The organism is Vibrio sp. 10N.286.51.E5, from assembly GCF_041469125.1.
Classification (GTDB): domain Bacteria; phylum Pseudomonadota; class Gammaproteobacteria; order Enterobacterales; family Vibrionaceae; genus Vibrio; species Vibrio crassostreae_C.
In genome coordinates, this window is sequence record NZ_JBFRJZ010000010.1 from 24,816 (window position 1) to 41,536 (window position 16,721).

At 42.9% G+C, this 16,721-nt stretch carries 18 protein-coding genes; all 18 read left to right on the top strand.

Translation table 11 applies throughout. From position 1 onward, the window contains the following. The first annotated feature begins 40 nt into the window (after nt 1-40). The 18 genes from AB4161_RS03085 (at nt 41) to AB4161_RS03170 (ending at nt 16,718) form a co-directional block, all read left to right on the top strand. Nucleotides 41-835 (top strand): toll/interleukin-1 receptor domain-containing protein, encoded by a 795-nt coding sequence (locus AB4161_RS03085; protein ID WP_372082769.1) that lies wholly within the window; start codon nt 41-43, stop codon nt 833-835. Nucleotides 836-920: 85 nt separating this feature from the next. After that, the gene (locus tag AB4161_RS03090) at nt 921-1,331 is read left to right on the top strand and encodes a hypothetical protein (RefSeq protein WP_372082770.1); all 411 of its coding nucleotides are present in this window, start codon (nt 921-923) and stop codon (nt 1,329-1,331) included. A 461-nt stretch (nt 1,332-1,792) separates the two neighbouring features. Beyond that, nucleotides 1,793-3,808 (top strand): RNase E specificity factor CsrD, encoded by a 2,016-nt coding sequence (csrD, locus tag AB4161_RS03095; RefSeq protein WP_171732396.1) that lies wholly within the window; start codon nt 1,793-1,795, stop codon nt 3,806-3,808. 2 nt (nt 3,809-3,810) lie between these two features. Beyond that, a complete protein-coding gene (locus AB4161_RS03100) occupies nt 3,811-5,253 on the top strand; it encodes an MSHA biogenesis protein MshI (protein ID WP_136979366.1) in 1,443 nt (480 codons plus the stop codon). After that, nucleotides 5,253-5,900, top strand: coding sequence for a type 4a pilus biogenesis protein PilO (gene pilO / locus AB4161_RS03105; RefSeq protein ID WP_017061345.1), 648 nt, complete (start codon nt 5,253-5,255; stop codon nt 5,898-5,900). Before AB4161_RS03100 ends, pilO begins: the two co-directional genes overlap by 1 nt. Next, nucleotides 5,893-6,225, top strand: coding sequence for a hypothetical protein (locus tag AB4161_RS03110; protein ID WP_017061346.1), 333 nt, complete (start codon nt 5,893-5,895; stop codon nt 6,223-6,225). The genes pilO and AB4161_RS03110 overlap by 8 nt, the downstream gene beginning before the upstream one ends. A 15-nt stretch (nt 6,226-6,240) precedes the next feature. Then, nucleotides 6,241-7,878 (top strand): pilus (MSHA type) biogenesis protein MshL, encoded by a 1,638-nt coding sequence (gene mshL, locus AB4161_RS03115; protein ID WP_102393514.1) that lies wholly within the window; start codon nt 6,241-6,243, stop codon nt 7,876-7,878. 53 nt (nt 7,879-7,931) lie between these two features. Further along, nucleotides 7,932-8,771, top strand: a complete 840-nt coding sequence (locus AB4161_RS03120) for an ExeA family protein (RefSeq protein ID WP_017061348.1) — start codon at nt 7,932-7,934, stop codon at nt 8,769-8,771. Between the two features lie 2 nt (nt 8,772-8,773). Beyond that, complete coding sequence (locus AB4161_RS03125; protein ID WP_372082772.1) at nt 8,774-9,949, top strand: tetratricopeptide repeat protein; 1,176 nt, start codon at nt 8,774-8,776, stop codon at nt 9,947-9,949. Continuing rightward, on the top strand, nt 9,939-11,663 hold the full coding sequence (locus AB4161_RS03130; RefSeq protein WP_372082773.1) for a GspE/PulE family protein: 1,725 nt from the start codon (nt 9,939-9,941) through the stop codon (nt 11,661-11,663). The genes AB4161_RS03125 and AB4161_RS03130 overlap by 11 nt, the downstream gene beginning before the upstream one ends. Nucleotides 11,664-11,675: 12 nt before the next feature. Further along, nucleotides 11,676-12,899: a type II secretion system F family protein gene (locus tag AB4161_RS03135; protein ID WP_017061351.1), complete on the top strand. Its 1,224-nt coding sequence runs from the start codon at nt 11,676-11,678 to the stop codon at nt 12,897-12,899. 3 nt (nt 12,900-12,902) lie between these two features. Then, nucleotides 12,903-13,358 carry an MSHA biogenesis protein MshF gene (locus AB4161_RS03140; RefSeq protein ID WP_372082775.1) on the top strand — a complete coding sequence of 152 codons (456 nt, stop codon included), beginning with the start codon at nt 12,903-12,905 and terminating at the stop codon, nt 13,356-13,358. A gap of 79 nt (nt 13,359-13,437) precedes the next feature. Then, nucleotides 13,438-14,013 carry a prepilin-type N-terminal cleavage/methylation domain-containing protein gene (locus AB4161_RS03145; protein ID WP_372082777.1) on the top strand — a complete coding sequence of 192 codons (576 nt, stop codon included), beginning with the start codon at nt 13,438-13,440 and terminating at the stop codon, nt 14,011-14,013. 35 nt (nt 14,014-14,048) lie between these two features. Then, nucleotides 14,049-14,501 carry a type II secretion system protein gene (locus tag AB4161_RS03150; protein ID WP_102393510.1) on the top strand — a complete coding sequence of 151 codons (453 nt, stop codon included), beginning with the start codon at nt 14,049-14,051 and terminating at the stop codon, nt 14,499-14,501. Nucleotides 14,502-14,646: 145 nt separating this feature from the next. Beyond that, on the top strand, nt 14,647-15,153 hold the full coding sequence (locus AB4161_RS03155) for a prepilin-type N-terminal cleavage/methylation domain-containing protein (protein WP_372082779.1): 507 nt from the start codon (nt 14,647-14,649) through the stop codon (nt 15,151-15,153). After that, a complete protein-coding gene (locus tag AB4161_RS03160; protein ID WP_016790948.1) occupies nt 15,153-15,542 on the top strand; it encodes a prepilin-type N-terminal cleavage/methylation domain-containing protein in 390 nt (129 codons plus the stop codon). The genes AB4161_RS03155 and AB4161_RS03160 overlap by 1 nt, the downstream gene beginning before the upstream one ends. Beyond that, nucleotides 15,542-16,285, top strand: coding sequence for a PilW family protein (locus tag AB4161_RS03165; RefSeq protein ID WP_017066956.1), 744 nt, complete (start codon nt 15,542-15,544; stop codon nt 16,283-16,285). Before AB4161_RS03160 ends, AB4161_RS03165 begins: the two co-directional genes overlap by 1 nt. Then, nucleotides 16,275-16,718, top strand: a complete 444-nt coding sequence (locus AB4161_RS03170) for a hypothetical protein (protein WP_029235849.1) — start codon at nt 16,275-16,277, stop codon at nt 16,716-16,718. Before AB4161_RS03165 ends, AB4161_RS03170 begins: the two co-directional genes overlap by 11 nt. The last annotated feature ends 3 nt before the right edge of the window (nt 16,719-16,721 follow it).

Below are 16,721 nucleotides of genomic sequence, written 5' to 3' on the forward strand. Positions count from 1 at the left end.
TTAGACCTAAGAACCAAGTATATACAAGGAGTTAGTGGTTATGATTCAGTATGATGTAGTGATTTCATTTGCAGGTGAAGATCGGCATGTTGCCGAAGAGATTGCTTCATCTCTCGTCACCAAGGGCATCAATGTATTTTATGATGAGTATGAGCAAGCGAACCTGTGGGGGAAGGATCTCTACGAACATTTAATAAAAATATACAGAGATGAATCAAAATATTGCCTAATGGTTCTTTCCAAAAATTATGTTGAGAAACAGTGGACAAATCACGAGCGTAAAGCTGCTCAAGCTCGTGCATTTAGAGAGCACAGGGAGTACATTCTACCATTACGTTTAGATGATACGGAAGTTGAAGGTATTCTGGATACTACAGGTTACATTGATTATCGAAAAGTAGAACTTGAGCAGCTAATAGACATGCTCGCTTCAAAAGTATTTGAATATAATCAGGATCATGGAATTGAATACGAAATAGTCAAGGTTGAGGACGTATTTCGTCATCAAGGCATTGCTCCTAAGGGGGGCGAAGCGATTAAAGACAAGCATATGACTACGACATGCCCTGCATGCAATAAAAATCAAAAATTAGATGAAGCGAGCCTGTCTTTAGAACAGGATGAAACCATCTATACCTGTAAAAATGGTTGTCAACCGATTGTAGTCGTCGGTAGACCAGGTATTGTCGCTTGGCCTGGAAGAGGATATCGATTAGGAGACCATGTTATACGAAACGTTAAAGATGTCTTGGTCAAAACAAATGATATGGCTGTTCCGATCGTGTTGGATGGTAGACAAGCGGCACTAATGAAAACTAGACCTAAAGCCAGTTAAAACACACTGTGTTACTCGTGGAACCCGCTAGCGGCGTTATATGTTATAAAGTTATAGATAAAAATGCTACCAGTTACATTATCGGATGAGAGCCGTGGAAAGTAAGCTAAAGCACTTAGAGTTTATTCAAAACGTCATTGCGCGAATGAATTCAAATTCATTTTTGACTAAAGGGTGGACTATTACCTTGATTTCAGCACTATTTGCGTTAGCCGCAAAAGACGCAAATATTCAGTATGTACTGGTAACATATCTAGTTACCCCTGTATTTTGGGCGTTAGATGGTTTCTTCATCTCACAAGAGCGGCAATACCGACAGTTGTATGACGAAGTTCGCTCAAAGATGGAAAGTGAGATTGACTTCTCAATGGACGTGTCAAAGTTCAACTGTGGGCGTAACACATGGTTTTCTGGTGTTTGGTCTAACACTCTAATCCCCTTTTACGGTATTACAGTGATGGTTACTGTTATGGTTATGTTTTTCATTGGTGCATAGTAGGGTCGGAATAGAGAGTCTGAGCCATTTTAGGTATGGTGATTAGCTGCTCCTCTATGTCGTACGAAAAGTTCTTGGTTTAAAAATGAGTGCTTACAACACTGATAAAATACTTGATTTACTGAGGTTAACTTTCATTTATTCATTGTAAATAAAGCTTTTTTAGAAAAGTTTGATTTTAAATGAAGGTGATTACAGTTAATGTCTATTGTAAATGTTAGTTTTTTATTGTGTTTTGTGTGTTTTTAGTCACCCACTCACCCATCGTGTCTTCATTTTTGGTCGCGGTTTCCATTTTAGATCCTGTTTTTAATATATTATAAAGACAGTATTAAATTGGAAAAAGCCGCGTTCATCGCGGCTTTTTGTTACCTACAATTCTTAACGCTTTATTTACAACGTCAATTTATAGTATAAGTAGCAATACGGTATAATGTGAGTTGAAAAGGATTTCGTTATTCATGAGATATACCCCGACACTAAAATTGAGCACTCGATTGGTCGCATTTGTCACCGTGATAGTGATCAGCGCGATGTTCATTCTTTTTATTGGTGGCACACTTTCCTTTAAGCGTATTGGACAGGAATATTTAGACCATTATTTGGTTGGCATTGTCGACGTTGTAGATAAAGAGATGGAAGACCCTGACGCCGCGTATTCAATGCAGCGTTGGATGCCTAAGATGTTGCAGGCAAGCAATATTGTTGAGATGAAACTCTCGAACAAGACCGGCATCGTTTATCGTTTCAAAGATACCTCCCCACAAATTGATCCCAATCGTCTTTATGAGAAAAGCTTCATTTTAGAGCGTAATCAAGGCTACCGAATCGAATTTAAAGCACTTCCTCCTTATATTGGCTACAACTACTCAATGGAAGCGATGTGGTCAATTACTTTGGCTGTCGCATTGGTTCTGTTCTGTCTTGCTCGCGGTGTTCGTTGGTTGAAAGAACAACTCATGGGTTCTGAAATCTTGGAAGAGCGAGGAAGAATGATCTTGGCCGGTCAGGTTGAAGCTCATGCAAAGGGAGATGAGCGAGAGTGGCCTTATACCGCAAGCGAAGCCTTAGATGTATTGATTGAAGAGCTACAAGATGCTCGTCAAGAACGAAGTCGCTTTGATACCTTTATTCGTACCCATACTTTCCTAGATAAACTCACGGGAACGGCAAACCGAGTTTTATTCGATAATAAGCTGGAATCGGCACTGCATGAAAGTGGTGCTCGAGGCGGTGTGTTACTGATACGTATCGACGAATGGGAGCAAGTTAGTGATGCTAACGATAAGCAAACCACAGACGGCTTTATTATTGAAGTCGGTGAAGTACTGTCGAATATCGTTCAACGCTATCCCGATGTCATTTTTTCTCGCTATTACGAAGCGGACTTTGCTGTATTTATCCCTCATCAGGGCGCAAAAGATATTGCGACCTTGGCTGCTCAGTGTTTAAGGCAGTTAGATAAGCTAACTCCGCCAGAGCCTTTAGAGTCGGATAACTGGTGTCATATTGGTGTGACCATGTATACCGAAGGTGAGCGTCATAGCCAGATCATGGATGAAACGGAAACGGCACTAAAGAGTGCTCAGTTAGAGCGTATTAATAACTGGAGCCGTTACCCGAAAGAGAATAAGAATGAGCTTGATAGAGGCAGTGTTCGTTGGAGAACATTACTTGATAAAGCGCTGCTTCCTGAAAATTTAGTAATCTTTGCTCAGCGGTGTTATCTTATGCCGGAATCTGGTCAAGTTAATGAATTACATAGAGAAATATTTACTAGAATTCAGGATCCTGACAAAGGTTTATTGAAATCGTCTCGATTTATGCCTGCGGTAGAGCAAGTGGGTTATCAAGCTCAAATGGACCAATCGGTTCTAAAGGTTGTGTTGAAATCGTTGAAAGAATCAACTCAACCTATCAACTATTCAGTGAATCTGAATGTTACCCCGTTTGCTAATAAACAGCACTTTAAGTGGTTTAGGAGTGAGTTGTTACAGCTCTCTGCTCAACACCGCTCTCAGCTTGCGTTTGAGTTTCCAGAAGGGCACTTGATTGCTCATCTTGATTATATGAGACCGGTGGCAAAGATGTTGCGAGGTTTAGGGTGTAAAGTTGTGGTTGGCCAAGCTGGGCGAACCATTGTTAGCACTCACTATATAAAGGATTTGAAGGTTAATTATATTAAGCTTCATCGAAGCCTAATAAAGAAAATCGACCAAAGGCATGAGAACCAACTGTTTGTTCGCAGCTTAATTGGGGCGTGTGGTGATTCTCCAACTCAAGTTATTGCCGTTGGAGTCGAGACAAAACAAGAAAAGAATACCTTGATAGAGTTAGGCATTAACGGCTATCAAGGGAGATATTTCGACGAAGAACAACAAATTATCCCTTTGCCTAATCAAGCAGAAAAAGCCGCGAAAGCGGAATCTGTTGTCAAAGTTGGACGAAGAAATCGATGGCGTAAGAGTAGTAGTTAAGAATGAATTTTAAAGCGATTTTAGACAAAATAAAGCCAACGAATAATAAAGGTAGCTCGCAAGTTGTCTTGCTGGGCAATGACGCCATTTATATTTCATCGACAGAACAAGATCCTCAAGTAGCCAGCATTCCCGTGGTTAATGGGGACTGGGAGAGTGCGCTAAAAAAATCGCTTAGCAGTGAGGCGTTTACCAGTAATAGCGTCCAACTGATTGTCTGTGCTAACTACTACCAAACCTACCAAATTGATAAACCGGACATTCCAGAGAGTGAATGGTCGGTAGCACTGCCTTTTTTACTCAAAGATCTTGTTTCAGAAAGAGTCACGGAAATTACTGCGAGTGCGGTCGCGTTACCAACGTCGAACAAGCTGCAAGTATATGTCCTGCCTAAAAAGCTGTTGGACAAGCTTTTGAATATCACTAATTCGGCTCAGATTGAATTAATAGGTGTTGCTCCTGAAGATGAAATCTGGGGTTACAGTGCAGGCGAACTGTCTAATTTCATTCTTTTACAACGTAGCGTCAATTCACACTTTAAATTGGGTGCGTTTGTCGAAAATACCGTTTGTTTTCAAAGAACCATCCGCAGTGTTGTGCCACCTTTAACGGGTGTTGCGTCAAGTGCTCTGCAGTTAGATGGCCTCGCTTTAGAGCTTCAACGCTCGATTGATTACCTTTCTTCTCAAATTAAAGGCACCCAGCTTCACCAGCTTAAAATCTGTTGTGACGAAGAAGATGAAGCAGAGTTACAAAGTGCCTTAAACAGTACATTGAGCTCGACAGTTTCACTGTTGGTTGAAGGTGAGCGTGATAATTCAGAGAGTTTGTTGCTTAAACTTGCAGCTGAAAAAGAGACGTTTAAGGTCAATCTTTACCCTGAACACCTTAAGCCTAAAAAAGAATATTTTACGCTGACCAATGTTGTTGCGAGCTGGGGAGTAATTTGTGTTTTGATGCTTGGTGGTTACTTCGCAATGCAGTATCAAGTTTCTAATCTAGATAAAGAGCTAACAGCCCTGCAACAAGACTCGAATCAACTTAACAAGCAAGTTAACCAATTGAATAGTAAGTTAACTCAGCATAAACCGTCTCCAGAGAAAGTCGCGGCGGTTGCGCGTCTCAAACGTGAGACTGAGGCTAAAAAAGAGGCTTTGAAGGCTGTTGGACAATACGACGAATCCCAACAAGTCGGGTATTCTGGCGTCATGAATTCCTTAGCTAAATTAGGCCGAAATGACATTTCTCTTTCGCACATCTACATGACCCACGATACTTTAGATCTTAGTGGCTTGGCTCGTAACGCAAATGTCGTTCCGAACTGGATTGGTCAGTTTAAAAGTGAGCTTAATTTAGTCGGACGCACTTTTGAAAAACTAAAAATTGGCCGTAATGATCAGGATGTGGTGACGTTTGAGCTAAGTACTCGTCGGGAGAGTAAATAATGCAGCAGTGGAACCAGCTGAGCGATAAGTTTCTTGCATTAAGTCAAAGAGAAAAATGGCTACTTTTTGTGTGTGGTTTTGTTGGCCTATCGATGTTGTTGTTCACCTTATTGGTTGAGCCTGCGTATCTCGATCTACAAGCTAAAAATGCCAAGGCGAGCAGCCTGACTCAATCGAATCAAAGGCAGCAAGGTGAGTTACTTGTTCTGCAAGCTCAGTTAAACAAAGACCCAGACAAAGAAATTAATCGAGAGTACAAAAAGCTGCTGGTGGAGAGCCAAGATCTCTCTCTTCAGCTTTCTCAGATTGTTGATGGATTAATCACACCTTCTCAAATGTCGCAGTTACTGGAGAGCGTTCTTAACGCCGGTAATGGACTAAAGCTTGAATCGCTAGAGTCATTAAAACCAGAAGCGATTTCGAACAATAAAGAGACCAGCGAATATTCAGGCTACTTTCTTCACCCTGTAAGAATGGAGCTAACCGGCAGTTACTTTGATATTTCCGCTTATCTTCAAGCACTTGAGTCTCTACCTGTGAGTTACTACTGGCGCACATTTGAATACTCAGTAGAAGAATATCCTAAAGCTCGACTGGTGTTCGAGGTTTACACATTAGGTACTAGACAGGAGTTTATCGGTGGTTAGAACTCTTTTGTTGTCCTTGCTATTTAGTAGCTCTTTTGTGTGGGCTGAGCAAGATCCCACGGCGCCATTAGGCTGGCTTTCACCTCAACAGAAAACGGCGCCTGCTAAGAAAGCACCAACTCGTTATCGCTTGCCTTCTTTAGAAAGCATCGTGTGTAAGGGAGATACGCCTTGCTATGCGATTATGAATGGTCAGATTCTCGGACAAGGGGAAACGATCAGAGGGTACCGAGTTAAGAACATAGATCCAGAATACGTCACTCTGCAGAGAAGCTCTAAGCAGTGGAAATTAGAGATGTTCTCTTTAGATGTTAAGAATAATTAAGGTTAGAGTGAAGACATGCGTAAACTTGTAGTAGCAATCCTAGTGTCATCTTTAGTCGGCTGTTCGATGGGGCATAGAGATCCTGTTGAGATTAAAGAGTCTTTAAACGAATCAATTAATGAAGCCAATAGCAGAGCGCTTCATGAGCTGCCTTCGTCGGTTCAAGATGACCTTATGCCTCAGCTTAATTCTGACTCGATGTCTCCGGGGATGGAAACGGTTAAGCGTTTTCGTATTCAGGCAAAAGGTGTTGAAGCGAGAACTTTTTTTGCCAGCTTAGTGAAAGGTACGGAATATAGTGCGGCTATTCACCCAAGTGTGTCTGGAAACCTTACGCTTAATCTAACGGACGTGACGTTAGATGAGGTACTGGCTGTTGCTCAAGATATGTATGGCTACGATATTGAAAAGCGTGGCAAAGTGATTCAAGTTTATCCTGCCGGTCTTCGCACCGTAACGATCCCTGTCGATTACTTACAAGTTAAGCGTTCTGGTCGCTCACTAACGACGATCACCACCGGCACGATCTCTAACTCAGATTCGAATTCATCGAGCTCTTCAAACTCGAACTCAAACTCGTCAAATTCATCTAACTCTTCTAATTCATCAAACTCGACATCGAATGGTGGTACAGAGATTGAAACGACCTCTGAAAGTGATTTTTGGCCACAGCTTGAAGCGGCGGTTGCTCACTTAATTGGCTCGGGCGATGGGCAAAGCGTTGTCGTGACCCCGCAAGCGAGTGTGATTACAGTGCGTGCTTACCCTGACGAAATTCGTGAGGTTCGAGAGTTCTTAGGTATTTCTCAAAAACGCCTGCAGCGTCAAGTTATCCTAGAAGCCAAAATCATGGAAGTGACCTTGAGTGACGGCTACCAACAGGGAATTAGCTGGTCGAATTTGTCTAAGTCGATTGGCAGCGGTGGCGTTGTAATTGATCGTCCGGCAAGTACTTTACCGCCGTTAGATGCAATCAGCTCTTTGTTAGGCGGACAAACTAACGTAACGATTTCAGATGGCAGCTTTGAAGCAGTTTTGAGCTTTATGGACACTCAAGGTGACCTTAATGTTCTATCGAGCCCGCGAGTCACGGCGGCAAATAACCAGAAAGCGGTTATCAAAGTGGGTACCGACGAATACTACGTAACAGATTTATCAAGTTCGGTCGGTAGTGGTGATGACGCGAATGTCGCACCTGAAGTTGAATTAACTCCGTTCTTCTCTGGTATCTCTTTAGATGTTACCCCTCAGATAGACGATAAAGGTAGCGTGTTCTTACATGTACACCCAGCCGTTATTGAGGTAGAGGAAGAAGTGAAAGAGCTCAACCTAGGTTCCACGACGGGCTTGGTGCAGCTTCCTTTGGCGAAAAGCTCTATTCGTGAGTCTGATTCAGTGATTCGCGCCAAAGATGGAGATGTTGTGGTTATTGGTGGGTTAATGAAATCAAATACCAGTGATGTGACCTCTAAAGTTCCATTCCTCGGTGATATTCCAGCCTTAGGTCATTTGTTCCGTAACACCAATCAGTTAACGCAAAAAACTGAACTCGTGATCTTGCTTAAGCCAACGATCGTGGGTGTGAATACTTGGCAAAATGAGTTGGAGCGTTCACGTGATCTTCTTCAGCAGTGGTTCCCTGATGAAGAGTAATTGCTTACTTTCTCAATATAGAGTGGCAGTGTCTCACTAAGCTAGGTCGTCGTATGTATCAAGCTCACTTTGGTTTTGAACAACTGCCATTTACCTTAACGCCGAATACCGATTTCTTCTATGGTTTAGCGCCTCATTTCGAAGCGATTCAGACGGTAATCTCGGCGTTGGAAATGGGCGAGGGCGTGATTAAGGTGACCGGAGAGGTAGGCACTGGAAAAACCATGGTTTGCCGGATGTTGGTCAATCACCTACATGACTGTACAGCTCTGATCTACTTACCAAACCCTGTGTTATCAGGGGCAGACTTGCGCCAGGCGGTTGCAACAGAGCTTGGTTTAGCTGTCGATAATGAAGCAACCTTGGTTGATAACATTCAGCATAAGCTCATTGAATTGCACAATTCTGGTTTAAGAGTGGTGGCTATTCTTGATGAAGCTCAGGCTCTATCGGATGAAGCGCTCGAAACATTAAGGTTGTTTGGTAACCTTGAAACGGAAGATAAAAAACTGCTGCAGATTGTCTTATTAGGTCAGCCAGAATTGGATGCTCGATTAGAGGCGTACCACCTAAGGCAGTTTCGCCAAAGAATCACATTTAGTTCGACACTGAGACCGCTGAATCTCGATGAAACGGTGGCTTATATTGATAATCGAATCGCTAAATCTGGTGGTAGCCCTGAGTTATTCAGCTTGAATCAAAAAAAGGCGATCTGTCGTTCGTCGTTAGGTATCCCTAGATTGATAAACCAACTTTGCCATAAGGCTCTATTGCTTTCGTTCAGTGAAGATAAGAAAAGTATCGACAACCAACATCTTTTTTCAGCTATGCATGAAACGTACGATGTGTGTAAGCCTAAATTTAAAACGCCAATACTGTGGGGTTGGAATTAATTATGAGCGTCATTAACAACGCCTTGTCTGAATTGGCAAAGAAAAAGTCAGCGACTTCGATTGAAGCGGCAGTCGTACCTAAAGTAAAAACGCGTTCCCCCCTAGTTTGGGTTGTTGCAGGTTTTACGTTGAGCTTAGCGATGGGCGGTTGGGCGATATCGCAAGGCCCTGTGATTGATCAGTCTATTGTTGAGCAGTCAATCTCAACTCGAGATTTACAGGTTCAAGTCTCTGTCGTTGATGATTCAAATGGCATCCAGGAAGCCGCTCAACCTATCTCATCGCCAACTAAGAAATTGGTGACACTAGACTCTGCGATCCTTTCAACAGAAAACACTGCGATGGCAAAAAGCGCTCAATCTAAGCCTAGTGTTTCCGAATCAGTTGTTATGTCTGCCCCAAAAGCGACAAAACAACAAACACCGGCTAAAGCTCTAAGCGTGCCTGAAACGACTAAGACTGAAATTCCCCAACCGATTTACGTTGCTAGTGTGGCAAAAAAAGCCCCTGCGTCTATCTCTAATGAGCCTGTAGCCTCTGGTGATTCAGAAAATAGCGGAATGTTGATCGAACAGGTTGAGTTAACTCCGGAACAGCTATCTGTGAATGCACAAGGTCGAGCTCAGAAAGCGCTTGATGCGAACGATCTTACTGGTGCGTTGAAGGGCTACACTGAAGCTCTACGCTACACGCCACGAAATGAAGATGTCCGTCAGAAACTTGCGATTCTCTATTTTGGTAAAGGCGATACTCGCAAAGCCTATGAGCTTTATCAGTCTGGAATTAAGCTCAACATCAACAGTGAAAAATTGCGATTAGGGTTATCTAAACTGCTGGTTAAAGCGAATCAATCAGAAGCGGCGCTGAGCCCTTTAGTACACATGCCTCCGCATCCAACTCAAGAGTATCTAGCAATGCGTGCGGCGTTGAGCCAAAAATCACAGCAAGAAGAAATCGCACTCGAGAGTTATCAAAAGTTGGTTGAGGTCGATTCAGATAACGCTCGCTGGTGGTTGGGCTTAGCGATTCAGCAAGAACGCCAACTCGACTTCACGGCTGCTAAAGCGTCATACCAAGGTGCGTTAACCAGAGTCGGTATCTCATCTCAATCACAAAGCTTTGTGCGTGACCGGTTAAAAATACTCAATGCTTTAGAGGAGAGCGGCGATGCAAATTAGATTAAGAAAAAGACTTGGTGATTTGCTTGTCGAAGAAGGTATTATCACCGAGGCTCAAGTTGAACAAGCACTGGCCGCTCAGAAAAGTACTGGGCGTAAGCTGGGTGATGCGCTAATTGAGCTTGGCTTCTTGTCAGAACAGCAAATGCTGAGCTTTTTGTCGCAGCAGTTAGCGATTCCTCTTATTGATTTAAGCCGAGCCGTTGTCGATGTTGAAGCAGTACAGCTTTTACCCGAAGTACATGCTCGTCGCCTTCGTGCATTGGTTATTGGACGCCAAGGTGACACTTTGCGTGTTGCAATGAGTGACCCAGCCGATCTGTTTGCCCAAGAGTCTTTGCTTGGTCAGCTCGGCGATTACGCGCTTGAATTCGTTGTTGCTCAAGAAAGGCAATTGGTTGATGGCTTCGATCGCTATTATCGAAGAACCAAAGAGATTGCCTCGTTTGCTGAGCAACTTCACGCTGAACACCAAGTTAATGATGCCTTTGATTTCGATATCGCTGAAGAAGACAGTGATGAAGTTACCGTCGTTAAGCTGATCAACTCGCTATTTGAAGATGCTATTCAGGTTGGCGCTTCGGATATTCATATCGAGCCAGATTCAAACGTATTGCGTCTTCGTCAGCGTATTGATGGTGTGCTGCATGAAACATTGCTGAATGAGGTGAATATTGCTTCGGCACTTGTACTGCGCTTGAAGCTGATGGCAAACCTCGATATCTCAGAGAAACGTCTTCCTCAAGATGGTCGCTTTAATATCCGAGCTAAAGGTCAGTCGGTTGATATTCGTATGTCGACCATGCCAGTACAGCACGGTGAATCAGTGGTTATGCGTCTTCTTAACCAGTCAGCAGGCCTACGTAAACTAGAAGAGTCGGGCATACCGAGTGATCTGTTGGTTCGTCTGCGTCAACAATTGCGCCGTCCACATGGCATGATTTTGGTTACCGGACCAACCGGCTCAGGTAAAACAACAACCTTATACGGCGCGTTAAGTGAATTAAACGAACCGGGTAAAAAGATCATTACTGCGGAAGACCCGGTGGAATACCGCCTACCTCGTGTGAATCAAGTTCAGGTAAACCCTAAGATCAATCTCGATTTCTCTACTATCTTGAGAACCTTTCTACGTCAGGATCCCGATATTATTCTTATCGGTGAGATGCGTGACCACGAAACCGTTGAGATAGGCTTGAGAGCTGCACTGACCGGCCACTTAGTATTAAGTACGTTACATACCAATGATGCGGTAGACAGCGCGTTGCGTATGATGGATATGGGTGCTCCGGGTTACTTGGTCGCGAGCGCTGTTCGAGCAGTAGTCGCACAGCGATTAGTTCGTAAAGTGTGTACAGATTGTAAGGTTGAGGATGAGTTAGATGAACCTCGCAAGCAATGGCTGAGCGTCCGTTTCCCTAACCAAGTAGGTGTGCCGTTTATGAAAGGCCGTGGTTGCCAGAACTGTAACGTAACGGGTTACCGCGGGCGAATTGGTGTATTTGAAATGTTGGAGCTAGAGCAAAACATGATGGATGCACTGAGAGCTAATGATGCGGTAGGTTTTGCTCAAAAGGCGAGACAGTCTGAAAACTATAAACCGTTATTGGCTTCTGCGATGGAATTGGCTCTGCAAGGTGTCGTGAGTCTTGATGAGATAATGCATCTTGGCGAAGGTGATGCGTCCGGTGCCACTGACCCAATTTATCTGTAGGGGTAGAATGATATGCCAACGTATCGTTATGTAGGTCGCAGCTCTGATGGTAGTCAAGTAAGTGGGCAATTAGACGCGAATAACGAAGATCTTGCTGCTGAAAGCTTGATGAGTAAAGGGATCATTCCAACCTCTATCAAACTGGGCAAAAGTGGTGGTTCAGTCTTAGATATGGATGTATCGAGTCTGTTCTTTCCGAGTGTACCGTTAGAGGTGTTGGTTCTGTTTTGTCGACAGTTATACAGCCTAACCAAAGCGGGTGTACCACTATTAAGATCGATGAAAGGCCTCACTCAAAACTGCGAAAATAAGCAGCTGAAAGCCGCCTTGGAAGAGGTGGTTGCTGAGCTAACCAATGGTCGCGGCTTAGCGGCGTCAATGCAGATGCACCCAAAGGTATTCAGTCCGTTGTTTGTCTCGATGATTGGCGTTGGTGAAAACACAGGCCGTCTAGATCAGGCTTTACTGCAATTAGCTGGATATTACGAACAAGAAGTTGAGACTCGCAAACGAATTAAGACTGCGATGCGTTACCCAACATTCGTGATCAGTTTTATCTTGATTGCAATGTTCATTCTTAACATCAAGGTTATTCCACAGTTCTCAAGCATGTTTGCGCGCTTTGGTGTCGACTTGCCGCTGCCTACTCGTATCTTGATTGGTATGTCTGAGTTCTTTGTGAATTACTGGGGCTTAATGCTTGGAGTGATCTTTGGTCTTATCTTCGCTTTTAAAGCTTGGGTGAAGACAGACAAAGGTTTGGAAAAGTGGGATCGATTACGCTTAAAAATGCCGGTCATTGGCGGGGTAGTGAATCGAGCACTGTTGTCACGCTTCTCGCGTACTTTTGCTTTGATGCTTAAAGCGGGTGTTCCACTGAACCAGTCGCTAGCGCTTTCGGCGGAAGCTTTAGATAACCGTTTTCTAGAGTTGCGAGTTCAAGCCATGAAATCGGCCATTGAAGCCGGTAGTACGGTTTCGTCGACCGCGATTAACAGCGAAATTTTCACACCGCTCGTGATACAAATGATCTCCGTCGGTGAAGAGACGGGTCGTATTGATGAGCTATTACTTGAAGTGGCTGATTTTTATGACCGCGAAGTCGATTACGATCTGAAAACCTTAACCGCCAGAATTGAACCCATTTTGTTAACCATCGTTGCAGGCATGGTGCTGATTTTGGCGCTAGGTATCTTCTTGCCGATGTGGGGAATGTTGGATGCGATCAAAGGCTAGGGAATGCTAAATAACCTACAACGCTCACGTTTTGTTATTTGGACAGTGGTTATTCTTTTTCTTATTGTCGGTGTGCTTTCGGCATTCAAAACGGTAGAAGAAGAAGCGACTAACACGGCATTTATCGTCGCGAGCAAGCGGATTTTAGAGCAAGCCAATTTGTTCAAACAGCAGTATTTGTTATCGGGTGCTGGGCAAGAAGAAGGCTCGGAACCCCCAAAGATCTACAGCAGAACTGGGTGGGTAATGCCTATCCAAGGTACGGAGCGAGACTGTAATTATTGGCTGGATCAATTATATCCTCAAGGGAGCATTTTAGGGCTAAGCTCTCCAAGAGTTGAAGATAAAAGTGATAACAGACACTTTCACTGTAGTTATTATTATACTGATAAATATCAGGTAGATATATTACTTGAAAGAGAAAGGTTTAGTGTAAAAGCCAATATTTTGGCTTTGTGAAAATATTGACAGTTTTAGTATGGTTTTATACGTGCGCGAATGTATAATGCGCGTTAATAATTAGATGAGTAGGTAGAAAATGCTTAAGAATCAAAAGGGTTTCTCCCTTGTCGAATTAGTCATAGTGATCGTGGTCGTTGGTTTATTGGCGGTGGCTGCTTTACCTCGCTTTCTCGATGTGACAGATGAAGCCAAGAAATCAAGTATTGAAGGTGTTGCTGGTGGCTTTGCAACCGCAGTACTATCGGCAAGAGCACAGTGGGAAGCAGAAGCTAGGCCATCAGAGAAGATAGGTGTTGAAACATACAATACTGTAAATTATGATGGTGTTGATTTTTGGTTAACGAGATCAAAAAACAGTAACAATGTCGATACCGATTTTAGAGATGGCTATCCGTGGACTCTGAACAATAATTCGAGCACTGCTCCACAAGATATTTCAGATGAAACATGTTCTGAGTTGATGGAAAACTTGCTGCAAAATCCACCTAAAGTTGGTGAGGTTTCAGTTGTTGCTAGTGATTCAAATTACAAATATTCAGCGCAAGCGAATTCAGGTGATGCAACGTGTACTTACGTTCAATTAGAAGGCAGTACTGAGCATGAGTTTGTTTACGAAATTAAAACTGGTCGTGTGACCGTAACTTTGCAGTAAGTCTGCGTAAAATTAAACATAGAGAGAGCTTAACTATGAAAAGACAAGGCGGTTTCACCCTAATCGAACTAGTGGTTGTAATTGTTATTCTAGGTATTCTTGCTGTCACTGCGGCACCACGTTTCTTGAATCTGCAAGATGATGCTAAACGAGCTTCAGCAGAGGGCCTTAAGGGGGCTATGGCTGGAGCTGCGGGTATTACTTATGGTAAGGCAGCTATTGCTGGGCAAGAAGGAACTGAAGCGCCTACTGCAATTTCAGTTGGTCAAAGTACTATTAATGTGGTTTGGGGTTACCCTGAAGGTACATCTGCAGCATTAACTGCAATTGTATCTGGCTTGACTGATGATTGGACAGAAGTAACAGGTCAATCTGCTGGTACCGTTGCCTACGGTTTTGCAAATGATGCTGCTACTTGTCACGTTACTTATCAACAAGCTCAGTCAGAGGGAGATGAACCTTCAATTGACTTGGTAGCTTGTGAGTAATTATTTGAAATGATTATGGAAGGCCAGCAGATGCTGGCCTTTTTTCTATCCAAAGCACATAAATATCAAAACTATTCATATACATAAGATCACTACATTCGTTATCTTGTATAATTAGTATTCGCTTGGCAGTTAGAGGCTCATTATGGATAACAGCCCCATCCCCAATGGCTTTACTCTGGTAGAGCTGATCATCGTTATCATTATTCTTGCTATCGTATCTATTACCGCTGTATCACGTATGTCCGGTCGAAGTAGCTTTGAACTTTATGCCTTACAAGATCAAGTCATTTCAGTTGTTAGGCAGGTTCAAGTCAACCGCATGCAATCCAACCTTGGTTCGTCATCTCCTTTAGACCAAGATAATTTTCAACTCGTGGCTGATGGAAATTGTCTTGGTTCATCTAATGCGTGCTCATCCGACGAAGAGTCAGTTTCGCGAAGTGATCGTGTGTTGGAACATGGGTACTTATTTCGCTACCAACCTGATCTTACAGATAACACCCTGGAATTTGACCTTTTAGGAAATCCTACCCTAGCAGCTTCGGCTGGAGTAGGTATAGAGATCAGTGAACAAGCAAACTCAGAAAACCGAGTTTGGGTTTGTATTAATGAGCAAGGCTTTGTTTCTGCTGAAGTGGGAAGGTGTTGATGGTGAAAAACAATGTAAAAGGATTCACTTTAATAGAATCAGTGATTGTAATCGTCTTACTGGGTTTTGCGGCGCTTACATTATCCTCTTTTTTAGCTCCACAATCTGCCCAATCTAGCGATGCAAACTACTACAATCGAGCTTCAGCATTAGGTAGTAGTGTTATGTCTAGGTTACTTGCTCAAAGCTATACGGATATTGATACGTTTGATGGTGAAACGGATCTAAGCAACTTGATTAAAGATGCATCTACCTACATAAACTTTCAAGTTGAGGTTTCTATAGACCCAGTATCAGGCGCGAGTAGTAATCTTAAATCTGTCATTGTCGAAGTTACTTCAAGCTCGCAGCCAACAGTGTCCTTTAATGCTTTTAAGGGGAACTATTGATGCGAATGAAAGGCTTTACATTGATCGAGTTGATTCTAGCCATCGTTGTATCTAGCATTCTGTTGCTCGGTTTAGCTAATTTCACGGAAGTGGGTGTAAAAGGTTATTTTAGTACGGTAGAACGTTATCGCTTACAAACTGAAGCCAATTTTGTTATTGAAAAAATATCACGTGAGATGAGGCATGCAGTACCAAACCTATTCCCCTCAGCAGTATCTAGCGGTTGTGTCTCTTTTTACCCAATCGTAGACTCTGGTTTCTATGTGGTATCAGGGGCAGATATTAATTTTTTAGTAGGCGATTCAGATAGTGATATTCAATCACTGAAAAACTTATCAATGGTTATTAACCCAACGCGCCCTTACGAAGAAATTAATAATATCGATAATGTATTCTCATTAACTAATATCAGCCAAGTTACAGGAACAAATGTCTCAGGAGCTGCATTTACTTTGGTCGATCAGGCTAGTGATTTGGTCGGAGGGTCTGTGAGTAATCGGCATTATATTTTTGACGATGATAATCCTGTTGAATACTGTCTTTCTGGCGATGATTTTTTAACAAGAGCCAATGGTGGAGCGCCAGTTACCATTAGTGATAAATTAAATGTTGCTAAAAGCTCCCTTTTATATTCTCCGGCTACGGTTCAGCAAAATGGAATTGTAGATCTAACCTTTACATTTACTGTTAATGGTGAAACCACGACCTTTGAACAAGAAGTGCAGGTGCTCAATGTCCCGTAGTTATCAACAGCGTGGTAGCGCACTTATAATAGTTATTTTTGTCATCGTTATTGTTGGGTTTCTCGCGACAAGTTTAACGCGTACCAGTTGGTCAACTCACGATACCAATACCCGCTCAGTATTGGGCACTCAGGCATGGCTATTAAGCCATTCTGTTAATGAGTATGTAATGACTCAGTTTTATCCGAGCCTTGACCCACTTGCCTCTTCTGCTGTTTCCGCCGCGTGTACTAACCTAGAGCCACTTGGTGTAGTTTCTGAAGCTAAATCTTTGATATCCAGAGTACCAATGAACTGCTCTCTTAATAGTTTAGAGTGCTCAAGTCGTGGTGAATTAGGTGGTTTTGTTTTTTATGTTTTAGAGTCTTCGGTTGTTTGTGGTTCAGGTATCAATCAAGTACAGCGTATTCAAGAAGTTTGGGTGAGGGAATAAACG

What these genes read in the sequence shown, in the direction of transcription:
- AB4161_RS03085 (WP_372082769.1), top strand. Translation starts at nt 41, where the DNA reads ATGATTCAGTATGATGTAGTGATTTCATTTGCAGGTGAAGATCGGCAT.
- AB4161_RS03090 (WP_372082770.1), top strand. Translation starts at nt 921, where the DNA reads ATGAGAGCCGTGGAAAGTAAGCTAAAGCACTTAGAGTTTATTCAAAAC.
- csrD (WP_171732396.1), top strand. Translation starts at nt 1,793, where the DNA reads ATGAGATATACCCCGACACTAAAATTGAGCACTCGATTGGTCGCATTT.
- AB4161_RS03100 (WP_136979366.1), top strand. Translation starts at nt 3,811, where the DNA reads ATGAATTTTAAAGCGATTTTAGACAAAATAAAGCCAACGAATAATAAA.
- pilO (WP_017061345.1), top strand. Translation starts at nt 5,253, where the DNA reads ATGCAGCAGTGGAACCAGCTGAGCGATAAGTTTCTTGCATTAAGTCAA.
- mshL (WP_102393514.1), top strand. Translation starts at nt 6,241, where the DNA reads ATGCGTAAACTTGTAGTAGCAATCCTAGTGTCATCTTTAGTCGGCTGT.
- AB4161_RS03120 (WP_017061348.1), top strand. Translation starts at nt 7,932, where the DNA reads ATGTATCAAGCTCACTTTGGTTTTGAACAACTGCCATTTACCTTAACG.
- AB4161_RS03125 (WP_372082772.1), top strand. Translation starts at nt 8,774, where the DNA reads ATGAGCGTCATTAACAACGCCTTGTCTGAATTGGCAAAGAAAAAGTCA.
- AB4161_RS03130 (WP_372082773.1), top strand. Translation starts at nt 9,939, where the DNA reads ATGCAAATTAGATTAAGAAAAAGACTTGGTGATTTGCTTGTCGAAGAA.
- AB4161_RS03135 (WP_017061351.1), top strand. Translation starts at nt 11,676, where the DNA reads ATGCCAACGTATCGTTATGTAGGTCGCAGCTCTGATGGTAGTCAAGTA.
- AB4161_RS03140 (WP_372082775.1), top strand. Translation starts at nt 12,903, where the DNA reads ATGCTAAATAACCTACAACGCTCACGTTTTGTTATTTGGACAGTGGTT.
- AB4161_RS03145 (WP_372082777.1), top strand. Translation starts at nt 13,438, where the DNA reads ATGCTTAAGAATCAAAAGGGTTTCTCCCTTGTCGAATTAGTCATAGTG.
- AB4161_RS03150 (WP_102393510.1), top strand. Translation starts at nt 14,049, where the DNA reads ATGAAAAGACAAGGCGGTTTCACCCTAATCGAACTAGTGGTTGTAATT.
- AB4161_RS03155 (WP_372082779.1), top strand. Translation starts at nt 14,647, where the DNA reads ATGGATAACAGCCCCATCCCCAATGGCTTTACTCTGGTAGAGCTGATC.
- AB4161_RS03160 (WP_016790948.1), top strand. Translation starts at nt 15,153, where the DNA reads ATGGTGAAAAACAATGTAAAAGGATTCACTTTAATAGAATCAGTGATT.
- AB4161_RS03165 (WP_017066956.1), top strand. Translation starts at nt 15,542, where the DNA reads ATGCGAATGAAAGGCTTTACATTGATCGAGTTGATTCTAGCCATCGTT.
- AB4161_RS03170 (WP_029235849.1), top strand. Translation starts at nt 16,275, where the DNA reads ATGTCCCGTAGTTATCAACAGCGTGGTAGCGCACTTATAATAGTTATT.